The sequence below is a fragment of the Stenotrophomonas sp. YJH_SMC_64 genome, from assembly GCF_059371375.1.
In genome coordinates this window covers 201,596-225,566 of sequence record NZ_JCAFUN010000008.1, presented here as the reverse complement: position 1 = coordinate 225,566, position 23,971 = coordinate 201,596, and the positions used below count along the sequence as shown (strand labels likewise).

The window sequence follows — 23,971 nt, the reverse complement described above, 5'->3', positions numbered from 1 at the left end:
TGACGAGGCCAGTCAAACGCCTGGCGCCGCCGAACGCGCTCTCCGCGGGGTCATTGCAGATCACGCAGATTCAGTTTCCGCAGCGTCGGGTTCTTCCACGCGGTGATCCCGGCCACGCTCAGCACCGCAAACCCACCCAGCACCACTGCAGGCACCAGCCCCAGCAGACGCGCCATCGTGCCGGCATAGAACGCGCCCAGCTCGTTGGACGAACTGATGAAGATGCCGTTGATCGACGACACCCGTCCGCGCATTTCTTCCGGCGTGGCCAACTGCAGGATGGTCGAGCGGATCACCACCGAAACGCCATCGAAGGCCCCATAGAACAGCAGGATCAGCGCCGACAGCCAGAAGTGCTGCGACAGGCCGAAGCCGATCACGCACAGGCCGAACCCCGCCACCGCGAACAGCAACACGCGGCCGGCATTGCGGTGCAGCGGGTGGCGGGCCAGCCACAGGCCCACGCACACCGAACCGAGCGCCGGCATCGCGCGCAGGATGCCGAGGCCCTCCGGACCGTGGTGCAGGATTTCGTGCAGGAAGGCCGGCAGCATCGCCACCACGCCGCCCAGCAGCACCGAGAACATGTCCAGCGCCATCGCGCCGACCATGATCCGGTTGCCGACCACGAATCGCGCGCCTTCGGCGATGCTCTTGAAGATCGGCGCGGCCGGATCGGTGTGCACCGGCTCCTCCACTTTCAGCGTGGCCAGGCAGGCCATCGCCACCAGTGCAAAGGCCGTAGCCACCGCGTAGGACAGGCCCTTGCCGCCGAAGCCAACCAGCACGCCGCCCAGCGCCGGGCCGGCCACCATGCCGGCCTGGAACACCACCGCGCCGAGGCCGGCGCCGCGCGCGAACTGATCGCGGGCCAGCACGCGGGCGAACAGTGCGTTGTAGATGGGCGAAAGAAACGCACGGACCATGCCGGTCAGGGCGATGGCCGCATAGATGGGCCACACGCCCTCGAACGGCAGCCAACCCGTCGCAACGCCGGTCAGCACCAGCGCCGTGGCGATCAGCCCGGAACAGGCGACCATGCCCAGCCGACGGCGCGGCAGGTGGTCGACCAGATAGCCGGCGAACGGCGCCACGCAGAAGAACGGCAGCACCTCGGCCAGGCCGACCAGGCCCAGCGAGAACGGATTGCGGGTGACTTCGTAGATGTGCCAGCCGACGGTGACCGCCACCACCTGGTAGGACAGCATCGCGAAGATGCGGTAGGCCAGCAGCTTGGCGAAACCGGGCCGGGACAGCAGGCCCAGCGCGGTGTCTTCGGCTGTGGCAGGCTCGCTCACGACGGGTCGCGCTGCAGCTGGGCCTGCGCGGTCTCGCGGATGAAGGCCAGCATCGCCGCCACGCCGTTGCTGCGGGTGGGGGAGAGGTGACGGGCCAGGCCGATGTCCTGGATGTAGCTGGGCTCGGTGTCCAGGATTTCCTGTGCCGAGCGCCCGGAGTACACGCGCAGGGCCAGGAAGATCAGTCCGGAAACGATGGCCGAATCACTGATGGCATGGAAGCGCAGCGACTGCGCGTTGCCTTCCGGCACGATCCAGACCATCGACTGGCAGCCGAGGAGGCGGTGCTCTTCGGTCTTCCATTCGTCCGGGAAGGCGGGCAGCTTGCGGCCGAGGTCGATCAGGTACTGGTAGCGCTCGGACCAGTCGCCGAAGAAGCCGAATTCCTCGGCGATGGCGGTCTGGGCCTCGGCGGCGGTAGGTTCAAGCGGGAACGGGGAGTCGGTCACAACAGTCTCTACAGTGGGGGCGTGGCCGGCGGGCCGGCCACGGGGCAGGGCAGGTCAGCCGCGCTTGCGCGACCAGCGCACGCCCTGCGGGGTGTCTTCCAGCACGATGCCTTCGGCGGCCAGCTGGTCGCGGATGGCATCGGAACGGGCGAAGTCGCGTGCCTTCTTGGCGGCGGCACGCTCGTCGATCAGGCCCTGGATGCGGGAATCATCATCGCCGTCGCTGGCCGCGGTGCCGAACCACTGTGCCGGGTCGGCCTGCAGCAGGCCCAGCGCCAGGCCGGCGCCGAGCAGCTCGCCCTTCAGGCGTGCCTGTTCGGTCGGGTCGGTGGCGCGGCGTGCATCGGCGGCGATGCGTGCCACTTCGGCCAGTGCCTGTGGGGTGTTCAGGTCGTCATCCAGGGTCGCCTCGACCGTGGCCGGGATCGCCACGACCGCCTCGACCGACGCCAGTTCGCGCAGGGTGCCGTACAGGCGGTCCAGGGTGCGCACCGACTGCTCGATCAGGCCATCGGACCAGTCCAGCGGCTGCCGATAATGGGCCGACAGCAGGGCCAGGCGCAGCGCTTCCGGCGGGTGCTGGCGCACCAGGTCATGCACGCGCTCGATGTTGCCCAGCGACTTGCTCATCTTGGCGCCGCCGAAGTTGAGCATGCCGTTGTGCAGCCAGAAACGGGCGAAGATCTTGCCGCCGTGGGCGCACTCGCTCTGCGCAAGCTCGTTCTCGTGGTGCGGGAACTGAAGATCGACGCCGCCGGCATGGATGTCGATGGTCTCGCCCAGGTGGGCGGCGGCCATGGCCGAGCACTCGATATGCCAGCCGGGACGGCCCCGGCCCCACGGCGATTCCCAGCCGGGCAGGTCGTCGCTGGACGGCTTCCACAGCACGAAATCACCCGGGTCGCGCTTGTACGGGGCGACGTCGACGCGGGCGCCGGCCAGCATTTCGTCCGGGTCGCGGCGCGAGAGCTTGCCGTAGCCGTCGAAGCTGGCCACCGCGAACAGCACGTGGCCTTCGGCGGCGTAGGCATGACCATTGGCGATCAGCTGCTCGATCATGGTGATGATCTGCGGAATGTGCGCGGTCACCTCCGGCTCGATGTCCGGCGGCACCACGCCCAGCGCGGCCATGTCTTCACGGTAGGCAGCGGCAAACCTGTCGGTGATGGTGCTGATCGGCACGCCCTGCTCGCGCGCGGCGGTGTTGATCTTGTCGTCCACGTCGGTGATGTTGCGCGCGTAGCGCAGGCCACCGAAACGGCGCCGCAGCAGGTCGGCCAGCACCCCGAACACCACCGGGCCACGGGCGTTGCCGATGTGCACGTAGTTGTAGACCGTGGGGCCGCACACATACAGGGTCGGACAGGCCGGGTCGAGCGGGGTGAACGGTTCGAGCTGGCGAGTCAGGTTGTTGTGCAGGCGCAGGGTCATGGGGCTGTGGCTGGGGGACAAGCCTGTGATTTTAGAACGTGTCGGCCCCCTTTGGGGGCACCGCCTGCCACCGGTGGACGCCGGGTCCGCCCAAGGTGGGGTGGGCAGGAGCAGCGTGGACGGGTAATGTTCAGCCCCTTGCGCTCGCCACTGCCTACACTATTGCCGTGTCCTTGCTCCCTTCGCCAATGAAATCCACCGCGTTGCTGACCCTGGCCTGCCTGTCGGCGCTGGCCGCCGTGGCCCAGGCGCAGGAGGCCGAGCCCCGTAACCGGGTGGTGATCGTGGAGAACGTGAAGTTCGACTACGCGCAGGTGCTGAACGTCGAACCCGTGTTCCAGACCCTGCGCGCGACCCGCACCGAAGAACACTGCGAGCCGGTCTCGACCCGTACCCTGGCGCCGGTCAATGTCACCGGCGAGGAGCCGGTCGAGGACAAGGGCCGGATCAGCCGCTTCTGGGACTCGGTGCGCTCGATGTTCAAGCGCAGCGATGAAGAGGTCTCCGAGGACACCGCCGCCGAGTCGCCGGCCCCGGCGCCGGCACCCGCCAACAATGGCCCGATGCTGACCCGCGACTGCCGCATCGTGCCGGTGGGGCGTGAATTCCGCAGGCCCATCGCCTACGACGTGGATTACGTCTACAAGGGCACCAAGTACCGCTCACGGCTGCCGGAAGACCCCGGCAACCGGCTCAAGATCCGGGTGTCGATCACCCCCTGGGTCGGCCCCGAGCAGGGCGCCGCCGGCAATCCCTGATTCTGCGACCCCGGCCCCTTGCGCCGGCCCCGGCCGCATGCAAAGATGGTTGACCATGAAGCTCACCGACTTCCAGCACGACAGCAGCGCAGCCCGACAGGCGTCGGGCATGACCTCGCGTGCGCGTCGACCGGAACCCCACATCCTCGCTGGGTAACCGGAGCTTTTTGCTGTTCGTCCGAAAAAAACCCAGCCGCCCGGCTGGGTTTTTTCGTTTCTGCGTTCTGAAAGCTGCAACTGCAACCTTTTCGTTCCACCTTTGCTTCCTGTTTTCCCTTCCACCGCGTCGAACCCGGCGCCGCCACGCAAGGAAAGATGATGTCCCCCAAGCACTTCCTGAACACCCAGGACTGGAGCCGCAGCGATCTTGACGCGCTGCTGACCCAGGCCGCGCTGTTCAAGCGCAACAAGCTCGGCGACCAGCTCAAGGGCAAGTCGATCGCGCTGGTGTTCTTCAATCCGTCCATGCGCACCCGCACCAGCTTTGAACTGGGCGCGTTCCAGCTCGGCGCCCACGCGGTGGTGCTGCAGCCGGGCAAGGATGCGTGGCCGATCGAGTTCAACCTCGGCACGGTGATGGACGGCGATACCGAAGAACACATTGCTGAAGTGGCCAAGGTGCTGGGCCGTTACTGCGACATCATCGCCGTGCGTGCGTTCCCCAAGTTCATCGACTGGGCCTACGACCGCCAGGACATCGTCCTCAACAGCTTCGCCAGGTATTCGCCGGTGCCGGTCATCAACATGGAGACCATCACCCACCCGTGCCAGGAGCTGGCCCACATCATGGCCCTGCAGGAGCACTTCGGTACCCAGGACCTGCGTGGCAAGAAGTACGTGCTGACCTGGACCTACCACCCCAAGCCGCTGAACACCGCAGTGGCCAACTCGGCGCTGACCATCGCCACCCGCATGGGCATGGACGTGACCCTGCTGTGCCCGACCGCCGACTACATCCTCGACGACCGCTACATGGGCTGGGCCGAGCAGAACGTGGCCGAGAGCGGCGGCTCGCTGAAGATCAGCCATGACATCGACAGCGCCTACGCCGGCGCCGACGTGGTCTACGCCAAGAGCTGGGGTGCGCTGCCGTTCTTCGGCAACTGGGAACCGGAAAAGCCGATCCGCGACCAGTTCAAGCACTTCATCGTGGACGAGCGGAAGATGGCGCTGACCAACAACGGTGTGTTCAGCCACTGCCTGCCGCTGCGCCGCAACGTGAAGGCGACCGACGCGGTGATGGATTCGCCGCAGTGCATCGCCATCAATGAAGCCGAGAACCGACTGCACGTGCAGAAGGCGATCATGGCGGCGGTTGCCGGGCGCTAGATCGGACAAGGGGGGGAGCCGACCGTTGGTCGGCTGCTCCCGCAGCGGCGCATCCAACATTCCAGCCGACCAACGGTCGGCTCTACCGAATTCTCATCCCCCAAGTGGACCTGACCCCCATGAGCAACAAAGACGTCGTTCTCGCCTTCTCCGGCGGCCTGGATACCAGCTTCTGCGTGCCGTACCTGCAGGAGCGCGGCTACAACGTGCACACCGTGTTCGCCGACACCGGCGGCGTCGATGATGAAGAGCGCGATTTCATCGAAAAGCGCGCCGCCGAGCTGGGCGTGACCAGCCACGTCACCGTCAACGGTGGCCCGGCCATCTGGGAAGGCTTCGTCAAGCCGTTCGTGTGGGCCGGCGAAGGCTACCAGGGCCAGTACCCGCTGCTGGTCTCGGACCGCTACCTGATCGTCGATGCCGCGCTGAAGCGTGCCGCCGAGCTGGGCACCAACATCATCGCCCACGGCTGCACCGGCATGGGCAACGACCAGGTCCGCTTCGACCTGGCCGTGAAGGCGCTGGGCGATTACCAGATCATCGCGCCGATCCGCGAGATCCAGAAGGAACACACCCAGACCCGTGCCTACGAGCAGAAGTACCTGGAAGAGCGCGGCTTCGGCGTGCGCGCCAAGCAGCAGGCCTACACCATCAACGAGAACCTGCTGGGCCTGACCATGTCCGGCGGCGAGATCGACCGTTGGGAAGCCCCGGGCGAAGGCGCGCGTGGCTGGTGCGCACCGCGCAGCGAGTGGCCGGAACAGGCCCTGACCGTCAGCCTGAAGTTCGTCGAAGGCGAAGCCGTCGAACTGAACGGCAAGGCGCTGCCGGGTGACCAGATCCTGGCCCAGCTCAACAAGCTGTTCGCCCCGTATGGCGTGGGCCGCGGCGTGTACACCGGCGACACCGTGATCGGCCTGAAGGGCCGCATCGTGTTCGAGGCCCCGGGCCTGGTTTCGCTGCTGGCCGCACACCGCGCGCTGGAAGATGCAGTGCTGACCAAGCAGCAGAACCGCTTCAAGCCGGACGTGGCGCGCAAGTGGGTGGAGCTGGTGTACGAAGGCTTCTACCACGACCCGCTGAAGACCGACATCGAAGCCTTCCTGAAGTCCTCGCAGGCCAAGGTGAACGGTGAAGTGGTGCTGGAAACCCGCGGTGGCCGCGTCGATGCAGTGGCGGTTAAGTCGCCGCACCTGCTCAACACCAAGGGCGCCACCTACGCGCAGTCGGCCGACTGGGGCGTGGAGGAGGCCGAGGGCTTCATCAAGCTGTTCGGAATGAGCTCCACTGTCTATGCGCAGGTCAATCGCGGTTGACCTGTGACGGGGTGCCGGCCGCTGGCCGGCGCCTCGCAACGTCGATGGAGGGTAGTGCCGGCCGCTGGCCGGCTCGTGGCACGGCTGGATCATTGCGGAGCCGGCCAGCGGCCGGCACTACCGATTTCGAACCCTACGGATATTCAGACACATGCTTGAACAGACGCTCGATCACCTGCAGGCCCTGGTGTCCTTCGACACCCGCAACCCGCCGCGTGCGATCACCACCGGTGGCATCTTCGATTACCTGCGCGCGAACCTGCCCGGCTTCAACGTCGAGGTGATCGACCATGGCGCCGGTGCGGTCAGCCTGTATGCCGTGCGCGGGACGCCGAAGTACCTGTTCAACGTGCATCTGGACACGGTGCCGGACTCACCGCACTGGAGTGCCGACCCGCACGTGATGCGCCGCCTGGACGACCGCGTGGTCGGCCTGGGCGTGTGTGATATCAAGGGCGCGGCCGCTGCACTGGTGGCTGCGGCCAATGCCAGCGATGGTGATGCCGCGTTCCTGTTCTCCAGCGATGAAGAAGCCAACGATCCGCGCTGCATCGCCGCGTTCCTGGCCCGCGGCATTCCGTACGACGCGGTGCTGGTGGCCGAGCCGACCATGAGCGAAGCGGTGCTGGCGCATCGCGGCATCAGCTCGGTGCTGATGCAGTTCGCCGGTCGTGCAGGGCACGCCTCGGGCAAGCAGGATGCGGCTGCCAGCGCGCTGCACCAGGCGATGCGCTGGGGCAACCGCGCGCTGGACCATGTGGAATCGCTGGCTTCGGCGCGCTTCGGTGGGCTGACGGGCCTGCGCTTCAACATCGGCCGCGTCGAAGGCGGGATCAAGGCCAACATGATCGCGCCCGCTGCTGAAGTGCGCTTCGGCTTCCGGCCGCTGCCGTCGATGAACATCGACGCGTTGCTGGCCACCTTCGCCGGTTTCGCCGAGCCGGAAGCGGCGTTGTTCACCGAAACCTTCCGTGGCCCCAGCCTGCCGGCCGGCGACATCGCCGAAGCCGAGAACCGCCGCCTGCTGGCACGTGACGTGGCCGATGCGCTGGAACTGCCGATCGGCAACGCGGTGGACTTCTGGACCGAGGCCTCGCTGTTCTCGGCCGGTGGTTACACCACGCTGGTGTTCGGCCCGGGTGACATCGCCCAGGCCCACACCGCCGATGAGTTCGTGACGCTGGAGCAGTTGCAGCGCTACACCGACGCCGTGCACCGCATCATCGCCGCCGGCGCCTGATTCTTCCCTTTCCGACGAAACCGAAATGTCTCCTGCCCTCCAGCCCCATCGCCAGACCCGCCAGACCATCGTGCGCCTGCTTTCCAGCATGGCCAGCGCGAAGGAGATCAGCCAGTACCTCAAGCGCTTCTCGCAGCTGGATGCCAAGCGCTTCGCCGTGGTCAAGGTCGGCGGCGCGGTGCTGCGCGACGACCTCGACGCGCTGACCTCTTCGCTGTCGTTCCTGCAGGAAGTCGGGCTGACCCCGATCGTGCTGCACGGCGCCGGCCCGCAGCTGGATGCCGAACTGTCGGCCGCCGGCATCGAGAAGCAGACCGTGAACGGCCTGCGCGTGACCTCGCCGGAAGCGCTGGCGATCGTGCGCCGGGTGTTCCAGCAGTCCAACCTGCGGCTGGTCGAGGCGCTGCAGCAGAACGGCGCGCGCGCCACCTCGATCACCGGCGGCGTGTTCGAAGCCGAGTACCTGGATGTGGATACCTACGGCCTGGTCGGCGAGGTGAAGAAGGTCAACCTGGCACCGATCGAGGCCAGCCTGCGCGCCGGCTCGATCCCGGTCATCACCAGCCTGGGCGAGACCGCCGGCGGCCAGATCCTCAACGTCAACGCCGACTTCGCCGCCAACGAGCTGGTACAGGAACTGCAGCCGTACAAGATCATCTTCCTGACCGGCACGGGCGGCCTGCTGGACGAGGCGGGCAACGTGATCGATTCGATCAACCTGTCCACCGAGTACGACCACCTGATCGCGCAGCCGTGGATCCACGGCGGCATGAAGGTGAAGATCGAACAGATCAAGGATCTGCTCGACCGCCTGCCGCTGGAATCGTCGGTGTCGATCACGCGCCCGGCCGACCTGGCCAAGGAACTGTTCACCCACAAGGGTTCGGGCACGCTGGTGCGCAAGGGTGAAAAGGTGCTGCGCGCCACCGCCTGGAACGAACTGGACCTGCCGCGCCTGAAGGGCCTGATCGAATCCAGCTTCGGCCGCGCGCTGGTGCCGGACTATTTCGAGAAGACCAAGCTGTTGCGCGCCTACGTCAGCGAGAACTACCGCACCGCGGTCATCCTCACCGACGAGGCAGAGGGCGTGTACCTGGACAAGTTCGCCGTGCTCGACGACGCGCAGGGCGAGGGCCTGGGCCGTGCGGTCTGGAACGTGATGCTGGAAGAGACGCCGCAGCTGTTCTGGCGCTCGCGCCATGGCAACCCGATCAATCACTTCTACTACGCCGAATCCGACGGCTGCTACAAGCAGGACCACTGGAAGGTATTCTGGTTCGGTGCCGATGGCATCGACCGGATCAAGACCTATGTCGATCATTGCGCGCAGCGCACCCCGAGCCTGCAGGGCTGAGCAATGAGCAACCTCGATGCCTGGAACACGGTTCCTACCCTGCGCGGCCAGCACGTAACCCTGCAGCCGCTGCAGATGGAACACGTGCCCGGCCTGCGCGATGCGCTTGAAGGCAGCGGCCTGGACCAGCTCTGGTACACCCAGGTGCCGTCGCCGGAACAGGCCGAGACCTATGTGCGGGCCGCGCTGCAGGCGCAGAGCGAAGGCAAGGTGCTGCCGTTCGTGATCCGTGATGCGGCTGGCGGAATCGTCGGCAGTACCCGTTTCTATGACATGGATGCCGGTGTGCCGAAACTCAGCCTCGGCTACACCTGGTATGCGCCGCGCGTGCAGCGTACCGGCGCCAACACCGAAGCCAAGCTGTTGCTGCTGCAGCACGCCTTCGAAACGCTGGGCTGCATCAGCGTGGTGCTGGAAACCAGCTGGTTCAACGCCACCTCGCGCACTGCCATCGCCCGCCTCGGCGCCAAGCAGGACGGCGTGCTGCGCAATCACAAGCGGCATGCCGACGGCACGCCGCGCGACACCGTCATCTTCTCCATCATCGATGCGGAATGGCAGGGCGTGAAGCGCCACCTGCAGTACCGCCTGGACAGCCACGCATGAACGATTCGACCTTTACCCTTGGCATCGTCGGTGCCCGCGGCCATACCGGTGCCGAGCTGATCAAGCTGGTGGCCGCCCATCCGCGGCTGGAACTGGCTTTCGTCTCCTCGCGCGAGCGCGCCGGGCAGCGCCTGTCCGACCATCACCCGGAATTCCAGGGCGATCTGCAGTACGAGAACCTGGACGCCGACGCGGTGGCGGCCAAGGGTGTGGACGCAGTGATCCTGGCCCTGCCCAATGGCCTGGCCGCACCGTTCGTGGCTGCGCTGGAAGCCGCGAAGCCGGACACCGTCATCGTCGATCTCTCGGCCGACTATCGCTTCGACAACAGCTGGTACTACGGCCTGCCGGAGCTGACCCGCGGCCGCTACAACGGCCAGAAGCACATCAGCAACCCGGGCTGCTATGCCACGGCGATGCAGCTGGCGGTGCATCCGCTGCTGGACCTGCTGGCCGGTCCGCCGCAGTGCTTCGGTGTCTCCGGCTACTCCGGCGCCGGTACCACGCCGTCGGACAAGAACAACGTCGAACTGCTGGCCGACAACCTGATGCCCTACGCGCTGACCAACCACGTGCACGAGCGCGAGGTGTCGGTGCAGCTGGGCGTGGCTGTTGAATTCATGCCACATGTCGCGCCGCATTTCCGGGGCATCACGCTTACCGCCAACCTGTGGCTGAACCGCGTGCAGACCCGCGAACAGATCGTCGAGCGCTTCCAGCAGGCCTATGCCGGCGAACCCCTGATCGACGTGGTGGATGACGCGCCGTGGGTCAGTCGCATCGCCGGCCGACACGGTGCCCAGGTCGGTGGCTTCACGCTCGCGCCGGGCGGCAAGCGGGTCGTCGTGGTGGCGACCCTGGACAACCTGCTCAAGGGCGCGGCCACCCAGGCCATGCAGAACCTCAACCTCGCGCTGGGCATCGATGAACTGATGTCCATCCCGCACTGAACACGCCTTCCGGAGCCCCCATGGCAGACCTTCTTTGGCAGAAGCCCGGCGTCGCTGTCGACGCCCAGATCCAGACCTTCCTCGCCGGCGACGACGTGATCCTCGACCGCGAGTTCTTCCTGCATGACATCGCCGCCAGCGCCGCACATGCACAAGGCCTGCAGCACATCGGCATCCTCAGTGCCGACGAGCTGGACGGCCTGCTGCGCGAACTGGAGGTGCTGGCGCAGGACTTCCGCGAAGGCCGCTTCGTGCTCGATACCCAGTATGAGGATGGCCACTCGGCGATCGAAGCGCGCCTGACCGAACGCCTCGGCGATGCCGGCCGCAAGATCCACACCGGCCGCAGCCGCAACGACCAGATCCTGGTCGCCACCCGCCTGTGGCTGAAGGAGAAGCTGCAGCGCGTGGCACAGCTCAGCGCCGAAGTGGCCAAGGTCGCGCTGGACCGCGCACAGGCCGAGAAGGACCTGCCGATTCCCGGCTACACCCACATCCAGCGCGCCGTAGTGTCCTCGGCCGGCATGTGGTGGGCGGGCTGGGCCGAGGCCTTCATCGACAATGCCATCCGCGCGCGTGACACCCATGCGCTGGTCGATGCCAATCCACTGGGCACGGCTGCCGGCTACGGCGTGAACCTGCCGCTGGACCGCGAGCACACCACGGCTGCGCTCGGTTTTGCGCGCATGCAGATCTCGCCGATCTACGCACAGCTGTCGCGCGGCAAATTCGAGCTGGCCGCGCTGGAAGCGCTCGGTGGTGCCACGCTGGACCTGCGCCGCATCGCCTGGGACCTGTCGCTGTTCACCAGCGCCGAGTTCGGCTTCGTCGCGCTGCCGGCGCAGTACACCACCGGCAGTTCGATCATGCCCAACAAGCGCAACCCGGACGTGATCGAGCTGATGCGTGCGACCCACGCCAGCGTCGCCGCAGCGCGCACCGAGATCGAGCAGCTGCTGTCGCTGCCGTCGGGCTACCACCGCGACCTGCAGTCGTCCAAGGGTGCCATCTTCCACGGCTTCGGCCGTGGCCTGGCCGCGCTGGAGCTGCTGCCGGCGCTGCTGGCCAACCTGGAATGGCGTGACGACAAGCTGCGTTCGGCCATCGATTCGGGCATGTATGCCACCGACGTGGCGGTGGAAGCGGCCGTGGCCGGCGTGCCGTTCCGTGAGGCTTACAAGGCCGCTGCGGCCGGTGCCGACAGTGCAGGGCAGGGGCGTACCCCGGAAGGCAGCCTCGCCGCGCGCGTGTCGCCGGGTTCGGCCGCCGACCTGCGCCTGGACGAACTGCGCGCGCGCTGGCAGGCGCTGTCCTGATGGCGGGCACTGTCTACCTGGTGATGGCGATGCGCCGGCCGGACTTCAACGATGCAGCGGTGCAGCCGCACCGCGATTTCCTCGATGCGTTGCAGGCGCAGGGCAAGCTGCAGCTGACTGGTGGTTTCGCCGACGGCAGTGGTGGCGCCTATGTGCTGTGCAACGTGGACAGCCTGGCGCAGGCGCAGGCCATCGTCGCCACCGATCCGCTGGTGACGATGCAGGCCTCCGAGCTGACCGTGCACGAATGGAACACCCGCTGAGACACTGACCGATGATCCAGCACGCTGCCAACGTCGCCTCGCCGTTCCCCGAACAAGCGCTGCCGCCATGGCAGCGTGCGGTGCTGAAGGTCGGCAGCAGCCTGCTGGCAGCCGATGGCGGCGGCCTGTCACCACGCCACGCGCTGGGCCTGGCGCAGTTCGTCTCGGCCAATGTCCTGGCCGGGCGCGAGGTGGTGATCGTGTCTTCCGGCGCGGTCGCTGCCGGGCGCGCGATCCTGCCGCGGGCCGATGAGCCTGGCGCGGCGATGGCGGCGCGGCAGGCGCTGGCTGCGCTCGGCCAGGCCCAGCTGATCGGGCTCTGGCAGCGCTTCTTCGAGCGCCCGGTGGCGCAGGTGCTGCTGACCCATGACGACCTGCGCAACCGCCGCCGCTACCTCAACGCCCGCGCCACGCTCAACGAACTGCTGCGGCTGGGCGCGTTGCCGGTGGTCAACGAGAACGACACCGTGTCGGTGGACGAGCTCAAGCTTGGCGACAACGACAACCTGGCGGCGACGGTGGCGGCGTTGGTCGATGCCGATGCGCTGTTCATCGCCACCGATATCGACGGACTGTACAGCGCCGACCCGCGCACCGTGGCCGACGCGCGGCCGCTGCACGACGTGCCGGAACTGAGTGACGAGGTGCTGGCGATGGCCGGCGGCGCCGGCTCGCGCGCCGGTACCGGCGGCATGCGGACCAAGCTGGAAGCGGCAGCGAAGGCGGGTCGTCTCGGCATCGAAACCTATCTGTTCAATGGCCGCAGCGGTGACGTGGTACGCGCGCTGGCCCAGGACCGCCTGTTCGGTACCCGTATCCACGCCGCGCGCAGCCGTGAGGCGGCCCGCAAGCACTGGCTGCGGCACGCGCCGCTGGTCGAGGGTGCGATCGTGATCGATGCCGGCGCTGCGCAGGCGATGCGCGAGAAGGGCGCCTCGCTGCTGCCCGGCGGCATCACCGGCGCGGAGGGCATGTTCCGCCGTGGCGACATGGTGCAGGTGTGCTGGAACGCGCCACAGGGCCGCGTCTGCGTGGCGCGCGGTGTCAGCCAGTACGCGGCCGATGATGTGCGCCGGATCGCCGGCCGCCATTCGCGCGACATCGAGGCCGTGCTGGGCTACAACTACGGTGGCAGTGTCGTCCATCGCGACGATCTGGTGCTGCCATGACCGGTTTGAAGGACTCCCCGATGAGCGAAATCGAAGCGCAGGCGCGTGCCTGCCGTGACGCGGCCCAGATCGTTGCCGGCCTCGACAGTGCGGCGCGCCGCACGCTGCTGCTGGCGATGGCCCAGGCGCTGGAAGTGAATGCCGGGCTGATCCTGGCCGGTAATGCGCGCGACCTTGCCGCTGCGCGCGAGAAAGGCATTGGCAGTGCCATGCTCGACCGCCTGGCGCTGGACCCGGCACGCCTGTTCGCGATGGCCGAAGCCGTGCGTGAGGTCGCCGCGCTGCCCGATCCCGTCGGCCAGATCACCCGCGACGATGTGCGTCCAAACGGCATCCGCGTGCAGAAGGTGCGCGTGCCGCTGGGCGTGATCGCGATGATCTACGAGGCGCGCCCGAACGTGACCGCCGAAGCGGCTGCGCTGTGCCTGAAGGCCGGCAATGGCGTGATCCTGCGCGGTGGTTCCGAAGCGGTCCACTCCAACACCGCCATCGCCCAGGCGCTGGCCGTCGCCCTGCAGGCCAATGGCGTACCGGCGGCGGCAGTGACCGTGCTGACCGACCTGCGCCGCGAAGCAATGCTGGAGCTGCTGCAGCTGCATGAACTGATCGATCTGGCGATTCCGCGCGGCGGCGAAGGCCTGATCCGCTTCGTTGCCGAGCATGCGCGGGTGCCGGTGATCAAGCACTACAAGGGTGTCTGCCACCTGTTCGTGGATGCCAGCGCCGACCTCGGCAAAGCCATCGACCTTCTGGTGGACGGCAAGTGCAGCCGTCCGTCGGCCTGCAACTCGCTGGAAACCCTGCTGGTGCATCGTGATGTGGCCGAAGCCTTTCTGCCGCGCGTGGCGCAGGCGCTCGGTGAGCGTGGCGTGGAGCTGCGCGCCGACACGAACGCGCAGCCGCTGCTGCCGGGCAGCACCGCCGCCAGCGAAGACGACTACGCTGCCGAGTTCCTCGACCTGGTGCTGGCCGTGCGCGTGGTTGATGACCTCGAGGCGGCCATCGCGCACATCCGTGCCTATACCTCCGACCATACCGAAGTGATCGCCACCGAAGACGCCGGCCATGCCGAGCGCTTCGTCAACGCACTGCGCTCGGCGGTGGTGATGGTCAATGCCTCGTCGCGCTTCTCCGACGGTGGCCAGCTGGGCCTGGGCAGCGAGATCGGCATTTCCACCACGCGCCTGCATGCGTACGGCCCAATGGGCCTGGAAGCACTTACCGTCGAACGATTTGTCGTGCGCGGTGAAGGGCAGACGCGCAAGTAGATCCACGCGATGCGCGGATGCTCTTCGCGGTAGACCCCGGTGCCGACCAAGGTCGGCGCCCACCAGGCCCAAGCGCCGACCAGGGTCGGCAGCTACCAAAGCAAGCGCCGACCCGGGTCGGCGACTACCGGGGCGTCACACCACCTCGCGGCGGATACCGATCGGCCGCGCGTGATCGTCCATGTGCAGCGTGGCGGCCTTGCAGCCCAGCAGGCGCTCGGCAAGGCCGGTGCTGGCACCCAGATCGGCCGCGACTTCATTGAGGCTGGCCAGCGGTCGCGGCAGGCGTCGCTCGTGGCCACGGAAGCGCGCGCGGTTGTACTCGGCCCAGCCGATCAGCAGCACGCTGGCACACAGCAGCATCAGCGGCAGTGCCACCAGCACATAGGGGTCGAACTGGCTTTGCCGTTCGTACAGCTGCTGCCAGGCCAGCTGGCCGCCGATCAGCCACGAGAACAGGGTCACCAACGGTGCCCACAGGTAGAAGTAGAACCCCCAGAACGCGAGAGTGACGAAGCCCCAGGCGGTGCGCTGGAAGCGTGGTTGGCGATGCGGCTTGCGGATCATCCGCGAGTCGAAGCGGTTGGACGGGCGTTGTGCGTTCATCGGATCCCCCGATCGGGACTGGTCCAGGTGGCGCGCTTGCTGCGACGGCGCAGCAGGGTCTTCGGCAACGCCACCAGGGTGGTGGAAAGACTGATCAGCCAGTACGCCATCGGGTACCAGATGACCCAGAAGTAGTTGCGTCCAATCTGTGTTTCGTAACGACGGTCGATGATCAGGCTGCTGGCGAACTGCATCAGGCAGACCAGGGCCAGGATCACGCCATGCCATTGCGGCAGCAGGCTGGCGATGTACAGCTGCGGCGGCAGGTCGATGAGCTTGCCCAGCACCCACAGCACCACGATGAACAACATGGTGTAGGCCCAGATCACGCTCAGCACGTACTCCAGCAGTACGCCCCACATGCGCCGTTCCTTCCAGTGCAGTAGTGAACGCGCATGCCGCAGCATCACCTCCACGCCACCCTGCGCCCAGCGCAGCCGTTGCCGCCACAGGCCCTTCAGCGTTTCCGGCATCAGGATGAAGCACAGCGCGTTGGGTTCGTAGCGGATGTCCCAATGCGCACGCTGCAGGCGCCAGCTGATGTCGATGTCCTCGGTCACCATGTCGTCCGACCACCAGCCGACCTGGTGCAGGGCGGTGCGGCGAAAGCCGGCGATCACTCCGGAGATGGTGAAGATGCGCCCGTACACGCGCTGCGCGCGCTTGATCATGCCGATGATCGAGGAGAATTCGGCCACCTGCAGGCGTCCAAGCAGGGTGGAACGGTTGCGGATGCGCGGGTTGCCGGTGACCGCACCGACGCGGTTGCCGCTGACCAGGTGCCAGACCATCCAGTGCAGGGCGTGTTCCTCCAGCATGGCATCGCCATCGATGCACACCAGGTACTCCGAGCGGGCCGCCAGCGCACCCATGCGCAGCGCGTTGGCCTTGCCGAGGTTGCGGTCCAGGTGCAGCACGCGCAGCCGCGGATGCTTCGCCGCCAGCACGTCGAGCCGGGCGCCGGTGTCATCACTGCTGCCATCGTCGATGGCGATCACCTCGTAGTCGGCCGGATAGCGCTGTGCCAGCGCCGCGCCGAGTGTGTCGTCGAGGTTCGCGGACTCGTTGTGGCAGGGAATCAACAGGCTCGCGAACGGTGGATCGACCATCAGCGGGGGGTCGTTGCGTGGGCGCGAATGGCGTTCGCGCCGGAAGTAGTAATACAGGCCGCCCGACATCCAGAAGAACGCCATCACCATCGGGTAGTAGAAGGCGAACTGGAACAGGACCTGCAGCAGCGGGTGCATGTCCATGTCACTTCTCCGGGTACGGGAAGTTGCCGGCGGACATCGCCGCGCGGGCATCATGGGTGGAAGGCTGGCCGGCGATGAAGTCGTCCGGGTACCAGGCGAAGTGGTGCACGCCCTGCGCCTGCAGCTGGCGGATCTGCGCGCGCAGCCGCTCGGCGGGAATCGGTTGCCCGCTGCGCCAATCGACGGTCTGCAGTTCGAACAGGGTGTGCTGCAACTGGGGATCGTGCGCACGCACCGCGGCCAGCAGCTGGTCGAGCCAGCGTTCCGGATGCCTGCTGCCTTCCATCCACGGCATTGCCATCAGTGCGGTCTGGTCGTAGGCCTTGTTGAACAGGTCCAGGCGCTGCGCGAACCAGGCTTCGCTCTGCGGACGCAGTACCGGCTCCGCGTACAGGTTGCGCACCGTGGCCAGCTTCGGCCGCCAACGCTGCGCACTGTCGCGCAGGGCCAGGGTGAAGTCGATCAGCGCCCGGGTGCGAGCGCTGCCATCGTCGCCGGCCGCCAGCGTGGGCAGTTCTGTGTCGCGCAGGTAGCCATCATCATGGAAGAGCAGGCCTTCGAAATACGAATTGACGGCCAGATCCTCGTAGATGTCGAGCATGATCTGGCGTGCCTTCGGATTGGTGAAGTCCAGCCGGTACATGCCGTCGGCATCGCCGTTGTGGATCGCCAGTGCCTTGCGCTGCACGGGGTCGGGCAGCTCGAAGCCGAGCACCGGCAGCCATGCGTAGACCTTCACCCCCGCGCGCGACTTCAGCTGCCAGGCGACCCGGCTGAACAGGTCCGCGCGCATCGGCATGTGCCGGTTGGGGAAGTACAGTGCATCGGCGGTGTTGTTGCCGTCCGGATCGGCGAACGCCTGCAGGTAGACGTGGGTGGGCGAGATGCGTTTGACTCGCTCGATCAGCGCATCGAGGTTGCGCCCTTGCTGCGCCGGGTCCGGGTCGTACACATCATCCAGGTCGACCTGCAACGCGCGGATGCCGTCGAGCGCAACGTCGCGCCGCAGCTCGTAGGCCAGGCCCTCCACGGTCGGGTTGTCGCTGACCAGGAAGCGCGCCAGCCCATGCAGGTCGCTGGCCACTGGTGTGCTGCGGCCTTCCAGATCGAAGGACACCGGCATGCCCAGCTGTTCGGCGATGTCGTTGCTCAACTGGTTGTAGGCCGCGTACGGCCAGACGATGGCGCGCGGGCGCACGCCCAGATGCTGCTGGATGCGCTGCACGCTGCGGCCGAGATCGGCGCGCAGGCGCTGCTCGTACTGCGCCTCGCTCTCGTAGCTGCGCGTGGCCGGCCGGTAGATGCGGGTGACCACCGCTGGCGTCGAATTGCCCTGCGGATTGGCAAGCACTCCGTGGTGCAGGTCGTCTGTATGGCTGGCCACTTCGATCAGGCCGCTGTCGTGCATCTGCTTCAGCTGCGCCCAGGTAACGAAGTCATCGTGGCCGAACGGCCGGTAGCCATAGTCGATCGTGCGCCCGGGCGCCATGTCCACGTAATCGGTGATCACTGCCACCAGCGCCGGGTAGCGGTACGCCTGCAGCAGCGGGAACGCCTTGTCGTAGACGCTGCGCAGGCCATCATCGAAGGTCAGCAGTACCGGTTTCGGTGGCAGCGTGGCGCGTCCCTGGGAGGCGTCGATCACCTGCGACAGCGACACCGGGTGGTAGCCGTGTGCCCCCAGCCAATCCAGGTGCGCGGCGAAGTTCTGCGTGCTCACCGCGTAGGTATCGGCGTCGCCCTTGGCCGCGACCCGGTCGCGGATGTCGTGGTAGCTGAGGATCAGCAGGCCGTTGTCAGTGGCATCGAGATGCAGGGCCTGCTGCGCGAACGCCGGCGGCGTGGCGGCCAGCAGCAGGAGCACGATCAGTCGCAGGATGCGGGCCATGTCACTCTCCCCAGCGCAGTGCGGCTTCGAAGCCGATATGACGCTCGCGGTGGCCGTCGTAGACCGGCCGCGACCAGCGCACGCCGTACTCGAACACGCGGCCCTGGCCCAGCTGCCATTCGTGCATGTAGGACACCGAAGGGACCAGAGCGCTGCCGAAGCCGTCCTGCCAGTAGTCACCGAGCGAGACCGTCAGGCGGTGCCGGAAGTGGCGCTCGTAGTGCCGCCACAGCTGCTGGTCGATGCGCAGCCCGATCTCGACCATGCGGTCGCGCTTCGGGTTGAAGTAGGGCGCGTCGTCGCGGCTGCCCCGGCTGGTGTAGGCACTGGCCAGGCCGTCGATCAACCAGCGCGGGCGGGTCAGCAGGCGCTGTTCGAGGCTGGTGCTGAACAGCTCGCGGTGGTTGCCGTCGTCGTAGCGGAAGCGGCTGGCGCCGAACATCCAGTGGGTCAGCTCGCTGCGCCGGTAGTCGACCTGCGCGCTCACGCTGTCAGCGCTGATGCCCGCCACGCGCGCCTGCATCGAGGCTTCCGGGTCATTGCGTGCGGCCACCAGCCCGGCATGCCAGTAATCGTTGAACTGCCAACCCACGCCGATGCGCAGGCCGGTATCGCCAATGTGGTCGTTGGCGCGCAGTACCGCCGCTTCCGCATCCAGCTGGCCAAAGCGGTAGCGTACGCCCGCGCCCAGCCACAGCGGGTCGATGCGCTGGTCCTGGAAGTCGACCGAGCGCCTGTCGGCGAAGGCGAACAACCGCCAGCGGTCGTCGAGCACCGGTGTCTGCACTTCCATGCCGTAGTGACGGTCGTTGTTGCCCAGCGGCGAGGTGCCGCCACCGCCGGAGCTGCGACCAATGTCGGTCCATGCCTTCAGCTGCCAACCGCGATGCGCGCGCCAGGCCTGGTCCATGCGTTCGACGGCGGGTTGGGTCGGGTAGCGTGCGACAAGATCGTCGTGCAGTGGCCTTGCCAGGTCATCGCGCTGCAGGGCGACGTAGGCCTCCTCCATGCCCAGCCGCGGCTCGATGTCGCGAGGGTCCAGCGCATGTGCCATCTGCTGGCGCTGCAGTGCCATGCGTGGCCATCCGCGCATCATGTACACGCTGCCCAGCGCGCTCTGCAGGCCGCCGTTGCCCGGTGCGATGTCGACCATCGATTCCAGGTCGTGCTGTGCGGTGCGCAGGTCGCCGCTATAGGCGCGTACCATCGCCAGATTCAGGTCGGCCTCGTAACGTGACCAGTTCGCGTACGGTGACTTGCCGTTGCTCCAGCGCCACGCCGGCTCCTTGTCACGCCAGGCCTGCAGCAGGTCGATCGCCTTTTCCTGCTGCTCGCTCTCCAGGTAGGCATAGGCCAGTTCCGAATGCGAGGCATCGCGTGTCGGGTCGCCGGCCACTGCCGCCTGCAGCACCGGTATGGCTTCTTCCGGATGCAGGGTGCCCATCAGCGAATCGCCGACCGCAGGCAGCACATAGTCGGGCAGGGCATGGCCTTCGGCCTGCAGTGCGCGGGCTTCCTCGCGCACCTGCGCATGGCGGCCCAGCCGGTTGAGCAGGATCAGCCGGTCCATGCGGACGCGAAGCGGCGCCTGCGCGGGCGGGGTGCCTTCGCTGCCCAGGTAGCGCTGCATGCGCGCCAGGGTCGATTCGGCTTCTTCCAGGCGGCTGTCTTCGCTGCTGCTGTAGGCCAGGCTCCAGACCACCAGCTTGGCCAGGTAGTCGCCTTCGATGCGTTGCTTCTGTGCAGCGTCGAACAGCTGCGGGCGCTGCTGGTACAGCTCCCAGGCGCGCCAGGCGTTGCCGATGTCGCCCAGGGTCAGTACGCGCAGCTTGAACAGCAGGTCGTCGTTGGGTTGCTCTTGGCTGGCGCGCTCGATCGCACCGAGGGCATCCAGCCAGCGGGCCTGGTCGCGGTAGCGGCCGATCTCGGCCAGGGCCGCCTCGCGGTCAGGCGGGGCAGCGCTGCTGGCCCAGGCCAGGGCGGTACAGGCAAGGCCGACGCAGAGCGCCAGCCGGCGGTGGACAACCATTGGGGACCCCCTTGGCTTCCGAACCAGACAACCTGAGAAATGTGACGCACATCACATGCCAGCTTTTGGCGTGGCCGTGGCCCGCGTCACTCCCTTCGTGCATTCCCGTCCAGCAAGGACGGATACAAACCCGGACAGCGACCTGCAATGTCTTGTCTGAAACGAGAGTCCCCCGCACACCGAATGGCGGCCTGGGCGGCGCTGCCGCCCCCATGCCCGATGCCGGCACGCGGCAAGGATGGGCATTCGTGGGCACTATCCGCCCGGAATTGTCAGCCCGGTGTCAAAATGCGCAGACGGGCTGACGAGCGGTAGGTAGGGCCGGTTGCGAGGCCCTGCGCGGCTTACCAGAGGTCTTCCAGCTTGCGCGGCTTGCAGGCCACCCAGGAGGCGCACAGCATCAGGGTGGCGCAGCCGAACAGGAAGCTGAACGGGAGCGTCCAGCCGTTGCTGACCGTATGCAGCCAGCCGACCAGGAACGGCCCCAGACAGCTGAAGCTGTAACCCACGCCCTGCATGAAGCCGGACAGTGCCGCCGAGCCGGTGGGGGTGCGCGTGCGCAGGTTGATCAGGGTCAGCGCCAGCGGGAAGGTGGATGGACCGACGCCGAGCAGGCACGCCCACAGCAGGGGGGCCTTCATCGGTGCCAGCAGCAGGCCGGTGAAGGCGATCACGAACGAGAAGAAGCCGATCAGCACCAGCGGGAACGGGTTCTGCATGCGAACTGCCATGGATGGAATGACCAGCGACGGCAGCAGCCCGAGCGCCGAGAACACCGCCACCATCACGCCACCAAAGGCCGGTGTGCCGCCGGCCTCGACCACGATGCGTGGCAGCCAGGTGAACATCGAATAGGTCATCAGCGAAGTCATGCCGAACATCAGCGTCATGCTCCAGCCCAGTGAGGTGCGCCAGACTTTCCCATGCGGCTGTGCGGCCGGGTCGGTGGCATCTGCCTGCGGCTTCGGTGCGCGCCTGGCCAGAACCAGCCACGGCAATGCTGCGGCCAGTGCCAGCAGTGCCCACATGCCCAGCGACACGCGCCAGCCTGCGGCGTTGGCCACCGGCACCGCCAGCAGCGCCGGCAGCATGGTGCCCAGCTGCAGCACGCTGATGTAGAGCGTGCTCATGGTGCCGACCTTGTTGGCGAAATAGCGCTTCACCAGCGGCGGCACCACCACGTTGCCGATGCCCATGCCGGCCAGTGCCACCACCGAACCCAACAGCAGCGTGCCGACGTTGCCGGCGCTGGAACGCAGCAGCAGGCCGGCCATCGCCATCACCATCGCCAGCAGCGTGGTGCGCTCCAGGCCCAGGCGCCGCGCCAGCGCCGGCGTGGCCACGCCGAACAGTGCGAACGACGCGGTCGGCAGCATGCCCAGCACGCCGGTCATGGTGGTACCGAAACCGAACTGCTGGCCGAGCACGTCCAGCAGCGGGGTGATCGAGGTGACCGCGGTGCGCAGGTTGATCGCTGCCAGCAGGATCGCGGCGAATGCGAGGACGCGGCCGTGCAGCAGCGACGGCGAATCGGAAGTGGAGGAACTCATCGGTGGTCCTTGCAGGTGTCGCACGCCGGGGCAATGGCATGCAGCGCCGGCATCGGTCTACGCCGAAGCGGCAGGTGGGGGAGGGGCTGCTGGCGGGCCGGCAGCGCGGCCATTGTACGTGCGGGCTCCGGCAAGGTCCCGTCATGCGGGCGGCCAGGTGCCTGATACAAAAAAACCCGGAGGACAGTGATGTCTTCCAGGCTTCTTGGTGACCACCGAAGTGGTCGGGGAGACAGGATTCGAACCTGCGACCTCTACGTCCCGAACGTAGCGCTCTACCAGACTGAGCTACACCCCGAAGGGAGCCGCCTATTCTAGCGATTCACCCCGATGGCGGCAAGGGGTGAATGCTGTTTTCTTCACACTGCCGAAGCAGTGCCACTTCAGGGAACAAAAAAGCCTGGACGACTTCACCAGGCTTCAATGCGACCACCGAAGTGGTCGGGGAGACAGGATTCGAACCTGCGACCTCTACGTCCCGAACGTAGCGCTCTACCAGACTGAGCTACACCCCGAAGGAGCCGCCTAAGATACCGTGTGAAGGCCAAGGCGGCAAGGCTTTTTTACAGCTCAGCGACGATTTTCCTTCTCGATGCGGTTCTGCTCGCGGGCTTCGAACCACATGCCGTTGAGGATGGCCACCGTCGAGGCGAGGCCGGCACCGAGAATCCAGGCGAAATACCACATGATCAGTCTCCTTCATTCCGGGTAGGTGCCGACCGTTGGTCGGCACACGTGCAAGCAATCAATACGCGTTCGGGTTGTTACCCATCTCTTCGGTGGTGGTCTTGCCCTTCAGCACGCGGTACACCCAGGTGGTGTAGGCGAGGATGATCGGCAGGAACACCGCCGTGGCCAGCAGCATGATCCACAGGGTCAGGTGGCTGGACGAGGCGTCCCACACGGTCAGGCTGGAGGTGGGCTGGCTCGAGGACGGCAGCAGGAACGGGAAGATCGCAAAGCCGACGGTCAGGATGATGCCGGCGATGGCGGCCCCCGAGGCGATGAAGGCCAGGCCGCCGCGACGGGCCCGCAGCAGTACCGCACTGGCCAGCAGTCCGGCCAGGCCCAGCAGCGGCGCCAGGATCGTGGCCGGCATGGCGCTGTAGTTGCGCATCCAGCCACCGGCGGCGCCGAGTTCGGCGGTCTTCAGCAGCGGATTGGTGGCGCCGTCGGTGACCACCTGCGAGGTGATCTGGTAACCCGGCAGGCCGAAGGCCACCCAGGCACCGCCCACCGCGAACAGCACGAAGGCGATGATCGCGGCGATGCTGCCGAAACGGGCCGCACGTTCGGCCACCGGGCCGTCGGTCTTCAGCACCAGCATGGCGGCACCGTGGGCGACCAGCATCGACACGCTGAGCAGGCCGGCCAGCAGCGCGAAGGGCATCAGCAGGCCGAAGAACGAGCCGGTGTAGAAGATGCGCATGCTGTCATCGAAGTGGAACGGCACGCCCAGCACCACGTTGCCCACCGCCACGCCCATGATCAGCGCCGGGATGAAGCCACCGATGAACAGCGCCCAGTCCCAGGTGTTGCGCCAGCGCTCGCTGGGCATCTTGCTGCGGAACTTGAAGCCGACCGGTCGCAGGATCAGCGCGAACAGGATCACGAACATCGCCAGGTAGAACCCGGAGAAGCTGACCGCGTAGAGCGGCGGCCATGCGGCGAAGATCGCGCCGCCGCCCAGGATCAGCCACACCTGGTTGCCTTCCCATACCGGACCGATGGTATTGATCACCAGCCGGCGCTCAGCGTCGTTGCGGGCGACGAAGGGCAGCAGGGTGCCCACGCCCAGGTCGAAACCATCCATCACGGCGAAACCGATCAGCAGGATGCCGAGCAGCAGCCACCAGATCACGCGCAGCGTGGTGTAGTCCAGAAGAATGAAATCCATC

General features: G+C 67.0%; 21 protein-coding genes and 2 tRNA genes. 11 read left to right on the top strand and 12 right to left on the bottom strand.

The genetic code is table 11. The annotated features are described in order from the left end of the window. Nucleotides 1–50: 50 nt before the first annotated feature. From AC5P9L_RS10775 to cysS, 3 genes are read right to left on the bottom strand one after another with little or no spacing between them, the layout of a single operon-like run. Nucleotides 51–1,298, bottom strand: coding sequence for an MFS transporter (locus tag AC5P9L_RS10775; RefSeq protein WP_012480833.1), 1,248 nt, complete (start codon nucleotides 1,296–1,298; stop codon nucleotides 51–53). Further along, complete coding sequence (locus AC5P9L_RS10770) at nucleotides 1,295–1,747, bottom strand: SufE family protein (protein ID WP_005410372.1); 453 nt, start codon at nucleotides 1,745–1,747, stop codon at nucleotides 1,295–1,297. The genes AC5P9L_RS10775 and AC5P9L_RS10770 overlap by 4 nt, the downstream gene beginning before the upstream one ends. A gap of 54 nt (nucleotides 1,748–1,801) precedes the next feature. Beyond that, on the bottom strand, nucleotides 1,802–3,178 hold the full coding sequence (gene cysS, locus AC5P9L_RS10765) for a cysteine--tRNA ligase (protein ID WP_227415670.1): 1,377 nt from the start codon (nucleotides 3,176–3,178) through the stop codon (nucleotides 1,802–1,804). A 188-nt stretch (nucleotides 3,179–3,366) separates the two neighbouring features. Here cysS and AC5P9L_RS10760 point away from each other — a divergent pair, with 188 nt between their 5' ends. The 11 genes from AC5P9L_RS10760 (at nucleotide 3,367) to AC5P9L_RS10710 (ending at nucleotide 14,747) form a co-directional block, all read left to right on the top strand. Further along, a complete protein-coding gene (locus AC5P9L_RS10760) occupies nucleotides 3,367–3,936 on the top strand; it encodes a glycine zipper 2TM domain-containing protein (protein ID WP_032129397.1) in 570 nt (189 codons plus the stop codon). A gap of 318 nt (nucleotides 3,937–4,254) precedes the next feature. Beyond that, nucleotides 4,255–5,265: an N-acetylornithine carbamoyltransferase gene (locus tag AC5P9L_RS10755; protein ID WP_049412647.1), complete on the top strand. Its 1,011-nt coding sequence runs from the start codon at nucleotides 4,255–4,257 to the stop codon at nucleotides 5,263–5,265. Between the two features lie 119 nt (nucleotides 5,266–5,384). Beyond that, entirely contained in the window at nucleotides 5,385–6,581 is a 1,197-nt protein-coding gene (locus AC5P9L_RS10750) for an argininosuccinate synthase (protein WP_227415671.1), read from the top strand. Nucleotides 6,582–6,732: 151 nt separating this feature from the next. Next, nucleotides 6,733–7,821, top strand: a complete 1,089-nt coding sequence (locus tag AC5P9L_RS10745; protein ID WP_171968715.1) for an acetylornithine deacetylase — start codon at nucleotides 6,733–6,735, stop codon at nucleotides 7,819–7,821. Nucleotides 7,822–7,846: 25 nt separating this feature from the next. Then, the gene (locus AC5P9L_RS10740) at nucleotides 7,847–9,175 is read left to right on the top strand and encodes an acetylglutamate kinase (RefSeq protein ID WP_005410366.1); all 1,329 of its coding nucleotides are present in this window, start codon (nucleotides 7,847–7,849) and stop codon (nucleotides 9,173–9,175) included. Nucleotides 9,176–9,178: 3 nt separating this feature from the next. Beyond that, on the top strand, nucleotides 9,179–9,781 hold the full coding sequence (locus AC5P9L_RS10735; RefSeq protein WP_049418141.1) for a GNAT family N-acetyltransferase: 603 nt from the start codon (nucleotides 9,179–9,181) through the stop codon (nucleotides 9,779–9,781). Beyond that, nucleotides 9,778–10,731: an N-acetyl-gamma-glutamyl-phosphate reductase gene (gene argC, locus AC5P9L_RS10730; RefSeq protein WP_049395390.1), complete on the top strand. Its 954-nt coding sequence runs from the start codon at nucleotides 9,778–9,780 to the stop codon at nucleotides 10,729–10,731. Before AC5P9L_RS10735 ends, argC begins: the two co-directional genes overlap by 4 nt. Nucleotides 10,732–10,751: 20 nt before the next feature. After that, nucleotides 10,752–12,047: an argininosuccinate lyase gene (gene argH / locus AC5P9L_RS10725; RefSeq protein ID WP_049460530.1), complete on the top strand. Its 1,296-nt coding sequence runs from the start codon at nucleotides 10,752–10,754 to the stop codon at nucleotides 12,045–12,047. Next, nucleotides 12,047–12,310, top strand: coding sequence for a YciI family protein (locus AC5P9L_RS10720; protein WP_005414003.1), 264 nt, complete (start codon nucleotides 12,047–12,049; stop codon nucleotides 12,308–12,310). The genes argH and AC5P9L_RS10720 overlap by 1 nt, the downstream gene beginning before the upstream one ends. Nucleotides 12,311–12,321: 11 nt before the next feature. Continuing rightward, complete coding sequence (proB, locus tag AC5P9L_RS10715; RefSeq protein WP_227415672.1) at nucleotides 12,322–13,479, top strand: glutamate 5-kinase; 1,158 nt, start codon at nucleotides 12,322–12,324, stop codon at nucleotides 13,477–13,479. Further along, the gene (locus AC5P9L_RS10710) at nucleotides 13,476–14,747 is read left to right on the top strand and encodes a glutamate-5-semialdehyde dehydrogenase (protein WP_241880178.1); all 1,272 of its coding nucleotides are present in this window, start codon (nucleotides 13,476–13,478) and stop codon (nucleotides 14,745–14,747) included. The genes proB and AC5P9L_RS10710 overlap by 4 nt, the downstream gene beginning before the upstream one ends. A gap of 135 nt (nucleotides 14,748–14,882) precedes the next feature. On the opposite strand, the gene pgaD is transcribed toward AC5P9L_RS10710, so the two are convergent. The 9 genes from pgaD to cydB form a co-directional block, all read right to left on the bottom strand. After that, nucleotides 14,883–15,353 (bottom strand): poly-beta-1,6-N-acetyl-D-glucosamine biosynthesis protein PgaD, encoded by a 471-nt coding sequence (pgaD, locus tag AC5P9L_RS10705; protein ID WP_005410359.1) that lies wholly within the window; start codon nucleotides 15,351–15,353, stop codon nucleotides 14,883–14,885. Next, entirely contained in the window at nucleotides 15,350–16,606 is a 1,257-nt protein-coding gene (gene pgaC, locus AC5P9L_RS10700) for a poly-beta-1,6-N-acetyl-D-glucosamine synthase (protein ID WP_049460532.1), read from the bottom strand. Before pgaC ends, pgaD begins: the two co-directional genes overlap by 4 nt. A gap of 1 nt (nucleotide 16,607) precedes the next feature. After that, nucleotides 16,608–18,494 (bottom strand): poly-beta-1,6-N-acetyl-D-glucosamine N-deacetylase PgaB, encoded by a 1,887-nt coding sequence (pgaB, locus tag AC5P9L_RS10695; protein WP_005413999.1) that lies wholly within the window; start codon nucleotides 18,492–18,494, stop codon nucleotides 16,608–16,610. 1 nt (nucleotide 18,495) lies between these two features. Further along, nucleotides 18,496–20,523: a poly-beta-1,6 N-acetyl-D-glucosamine export porin PgaA gene (gene pgaA / locus AC5P9L_RS10690; protein ID WP_065183462.1), complete on the bottom strand. Its 2,028-nt coding sequence runs from the start codon at nucleotides 20,521–20,523 to the stop codon at nucleotides 18,496–18,498. A gap of 344 nt (nucleotides 20,524–20,867) precedes the next feature. After that, entirely contained in the window at nucleotides 20,868–22,073 is a 1,206-nt protein-coding gene (locus AC5P9L_RS10685) for a CynX/NimT family MFS transporter (protein ID WP_033832954.1), read from the bottom strand. 221 nt (nucleotides 22,074–22,294) lie between these two features. Continuing rightward, nucleotides 22,295–22,371, bottom strand: a tRNA-Pro gene (locus AC5P9L_RS10680). A gap of 140 nt (nucleotides 22,372–22,511) precedes the next feature. Further along, a tRNA-Pro gene (locus tag AC5P9L_RS10675) sits at nucleotides 22,512–22,588 on the bottom strand. 55 nt (nucleotides 22,589–22,643) lie between these two features. Further along, entirely contained in the window at nucleotides 22,644–22,760 is a 117-nt protein-coding gene (cydX, locus tag AC5P9L_RS10670; protein WP_005410354.1) for a cytochrome bd-I oxidase subunit CydX, read from the bottom strand. Between the two features lie 58 nt (nucleotides 22,761–22,818). Next, nucleotides 22,819–23,970 carry a cytochrome d ubiquinol oxidase subunit II gene (cydB, locus tag AC5P9L_RS10665; RefSeq protein WP_005410353.1) on the bottom strand — a complete coding sequence of 384 codons (1,152 nt, stop codon included), beginning with the start codon at nucleotides 23,968–23,970 and terminating at the stop codon, nucleotides 22,819–22,821. Nucleotide 23,971 lies beyond the last annotated feature (1 nt).

What these genes read in the sequence shown, in the direction of transcription:
- AC5P9L_RS10720 (WP_005414003.1), top strand. Translation starts at nt 12,047, where the DNA reads ATGGCGGGCACTGTCTACCTGGTGATGGCGATGCGCCGGCCGGACTTC.
- cydB (WP_005410353.1), bottom strand. Translation starts at nt 23,970, where the DNA reads ATGGATTTCATTCTTCTGGACTACACCACGCTGCGCGTGATCTGGTGG.
- AC5P9L_RS10745 (WP_171968715.1), top strand. Translation starts at nt 6,733, where the DNA reads ATGCTTGAACAGACGCTCGATCACCTGCAGGCCCTGGTGTCCTTCGAC.
- AC5P9L_RS10685 (WP_033832954.1), bottom strand. Translation starts at nt 22,073, where the DNA reads ATGAGTTCCTCCACTTCCGATTCGCCGTCGCTGCTGCACGGCCGCGTC.
- argC (WP_049395390.1), top strand. Translation starts at nt 9,778, where the DNA reads ATGAACGATTCGACCTTTACCCTTGGCATCGTCGGTGCCCGCGGCCAT.
- pgaC (WP_049460532.1), bottom strand. Translation starts at nt 16,606, where the DNA reads ATGGACATGCACCCGCTGCTGCAGGTCCTGTTCCAGTTCGCCTTCTAC.
- argH (WP_049460530.1), top strand. Translation starts at nt 10,752, where the DNA reads ATGGCAGACCTTCTTTGGCAGAAGCCCGGCGTCGCTGTCGACGCCCAG.
- pgaA (WP_065183462.1), bottom strand. Translation starts at nt 20,523, where the DNA reads ATGGTTGTCCACCGCCGGCTGGCGCTCTGCGTCGGCCTTGCCTGTACC.
- AC5P9L_RS10760 (WP_032129397.1), top strand. Translation starts at nt 3,367, where the DNA reads ATGAAATCCACCGCGTTGCTGACCCTGGCCTGCCTGTCGGCGCTGGCC.
- AC5P9L_RS10710 (WP_241880178.1), top strand. Translation starts at nt 13,476, where the DNA reads ATGACCGGTTTGAAGGACTCCCCGATGAGCGAAATCGAAGCGCAGGCG.
- AC5P9L_RS10740 (WP_005410366.1), top strand. Translation starts at nt 7,847, where the DNA reads ATGTCTCCTGCCCTCCAGCCCCATCGCCAGACCCGCCAGACCATCGTG.
- AC5P9L_RS10735 (WP_049418141.1), top strand. Translation starts at nt 9,179, where the DNA reads ATGAGCAACCTCGATGCCTGGAACACGGTTCCTACCCTGCGCGGCCAG.
- proB (WP_227415672.1), top strand. Translation starts at nt 12,322, where the DNA reads ATGATCCAGCACGCTGCCAACGTCGCCTCGCCGTTCCCCGAACAAGCG.
- cysS (WP_227415670.1), bottom strand. Translation starts at nt 3,178, where the DNA reads ATGACCCTGCGCCTGCACAACAACCTGACTCGCCAGCTCGAACCGTTC.
- pgaB (WP_005413999.1), bottom strand. Translation starts at nt 18,494, where the DNA reads ATGGCCCGCATCCTGCGACTGATCGTGCTCCTGCTGCTGGCCGCCACG.
- AC5P9L_RS10750 (WP_227415671.1), top strand. Translation starts at nt 5,385, where the DNA reads ATGAGCAACAAAGACGTCGTTCTCGCCTTCTCCGGCGGCCTGGATACC.
- pgaD (WP_005410359.1), bottom strand. Translation starts at nt 15,353, where the DNA reads ATGAACGCACAACGCCCGTCCAACCGCTTCGACTCGCGGATGATCCGC.
- cydX (WP_005410354.1), bottom strand. Translation starts at nt 22,760, where the DNA reads ATGTGGTATTTCGCCTGGATTCTCGGTGCCGGCCTCGCCTCGACGGTG.
- AC5P9L_RS10755 (WP_049412647.1), top strand. Translation starts at nt 4,255, where the DNA reads ATGTCCCCCAAGCACTTCCTGAACACCCAGGACTGGAGCCGCAGCGAT.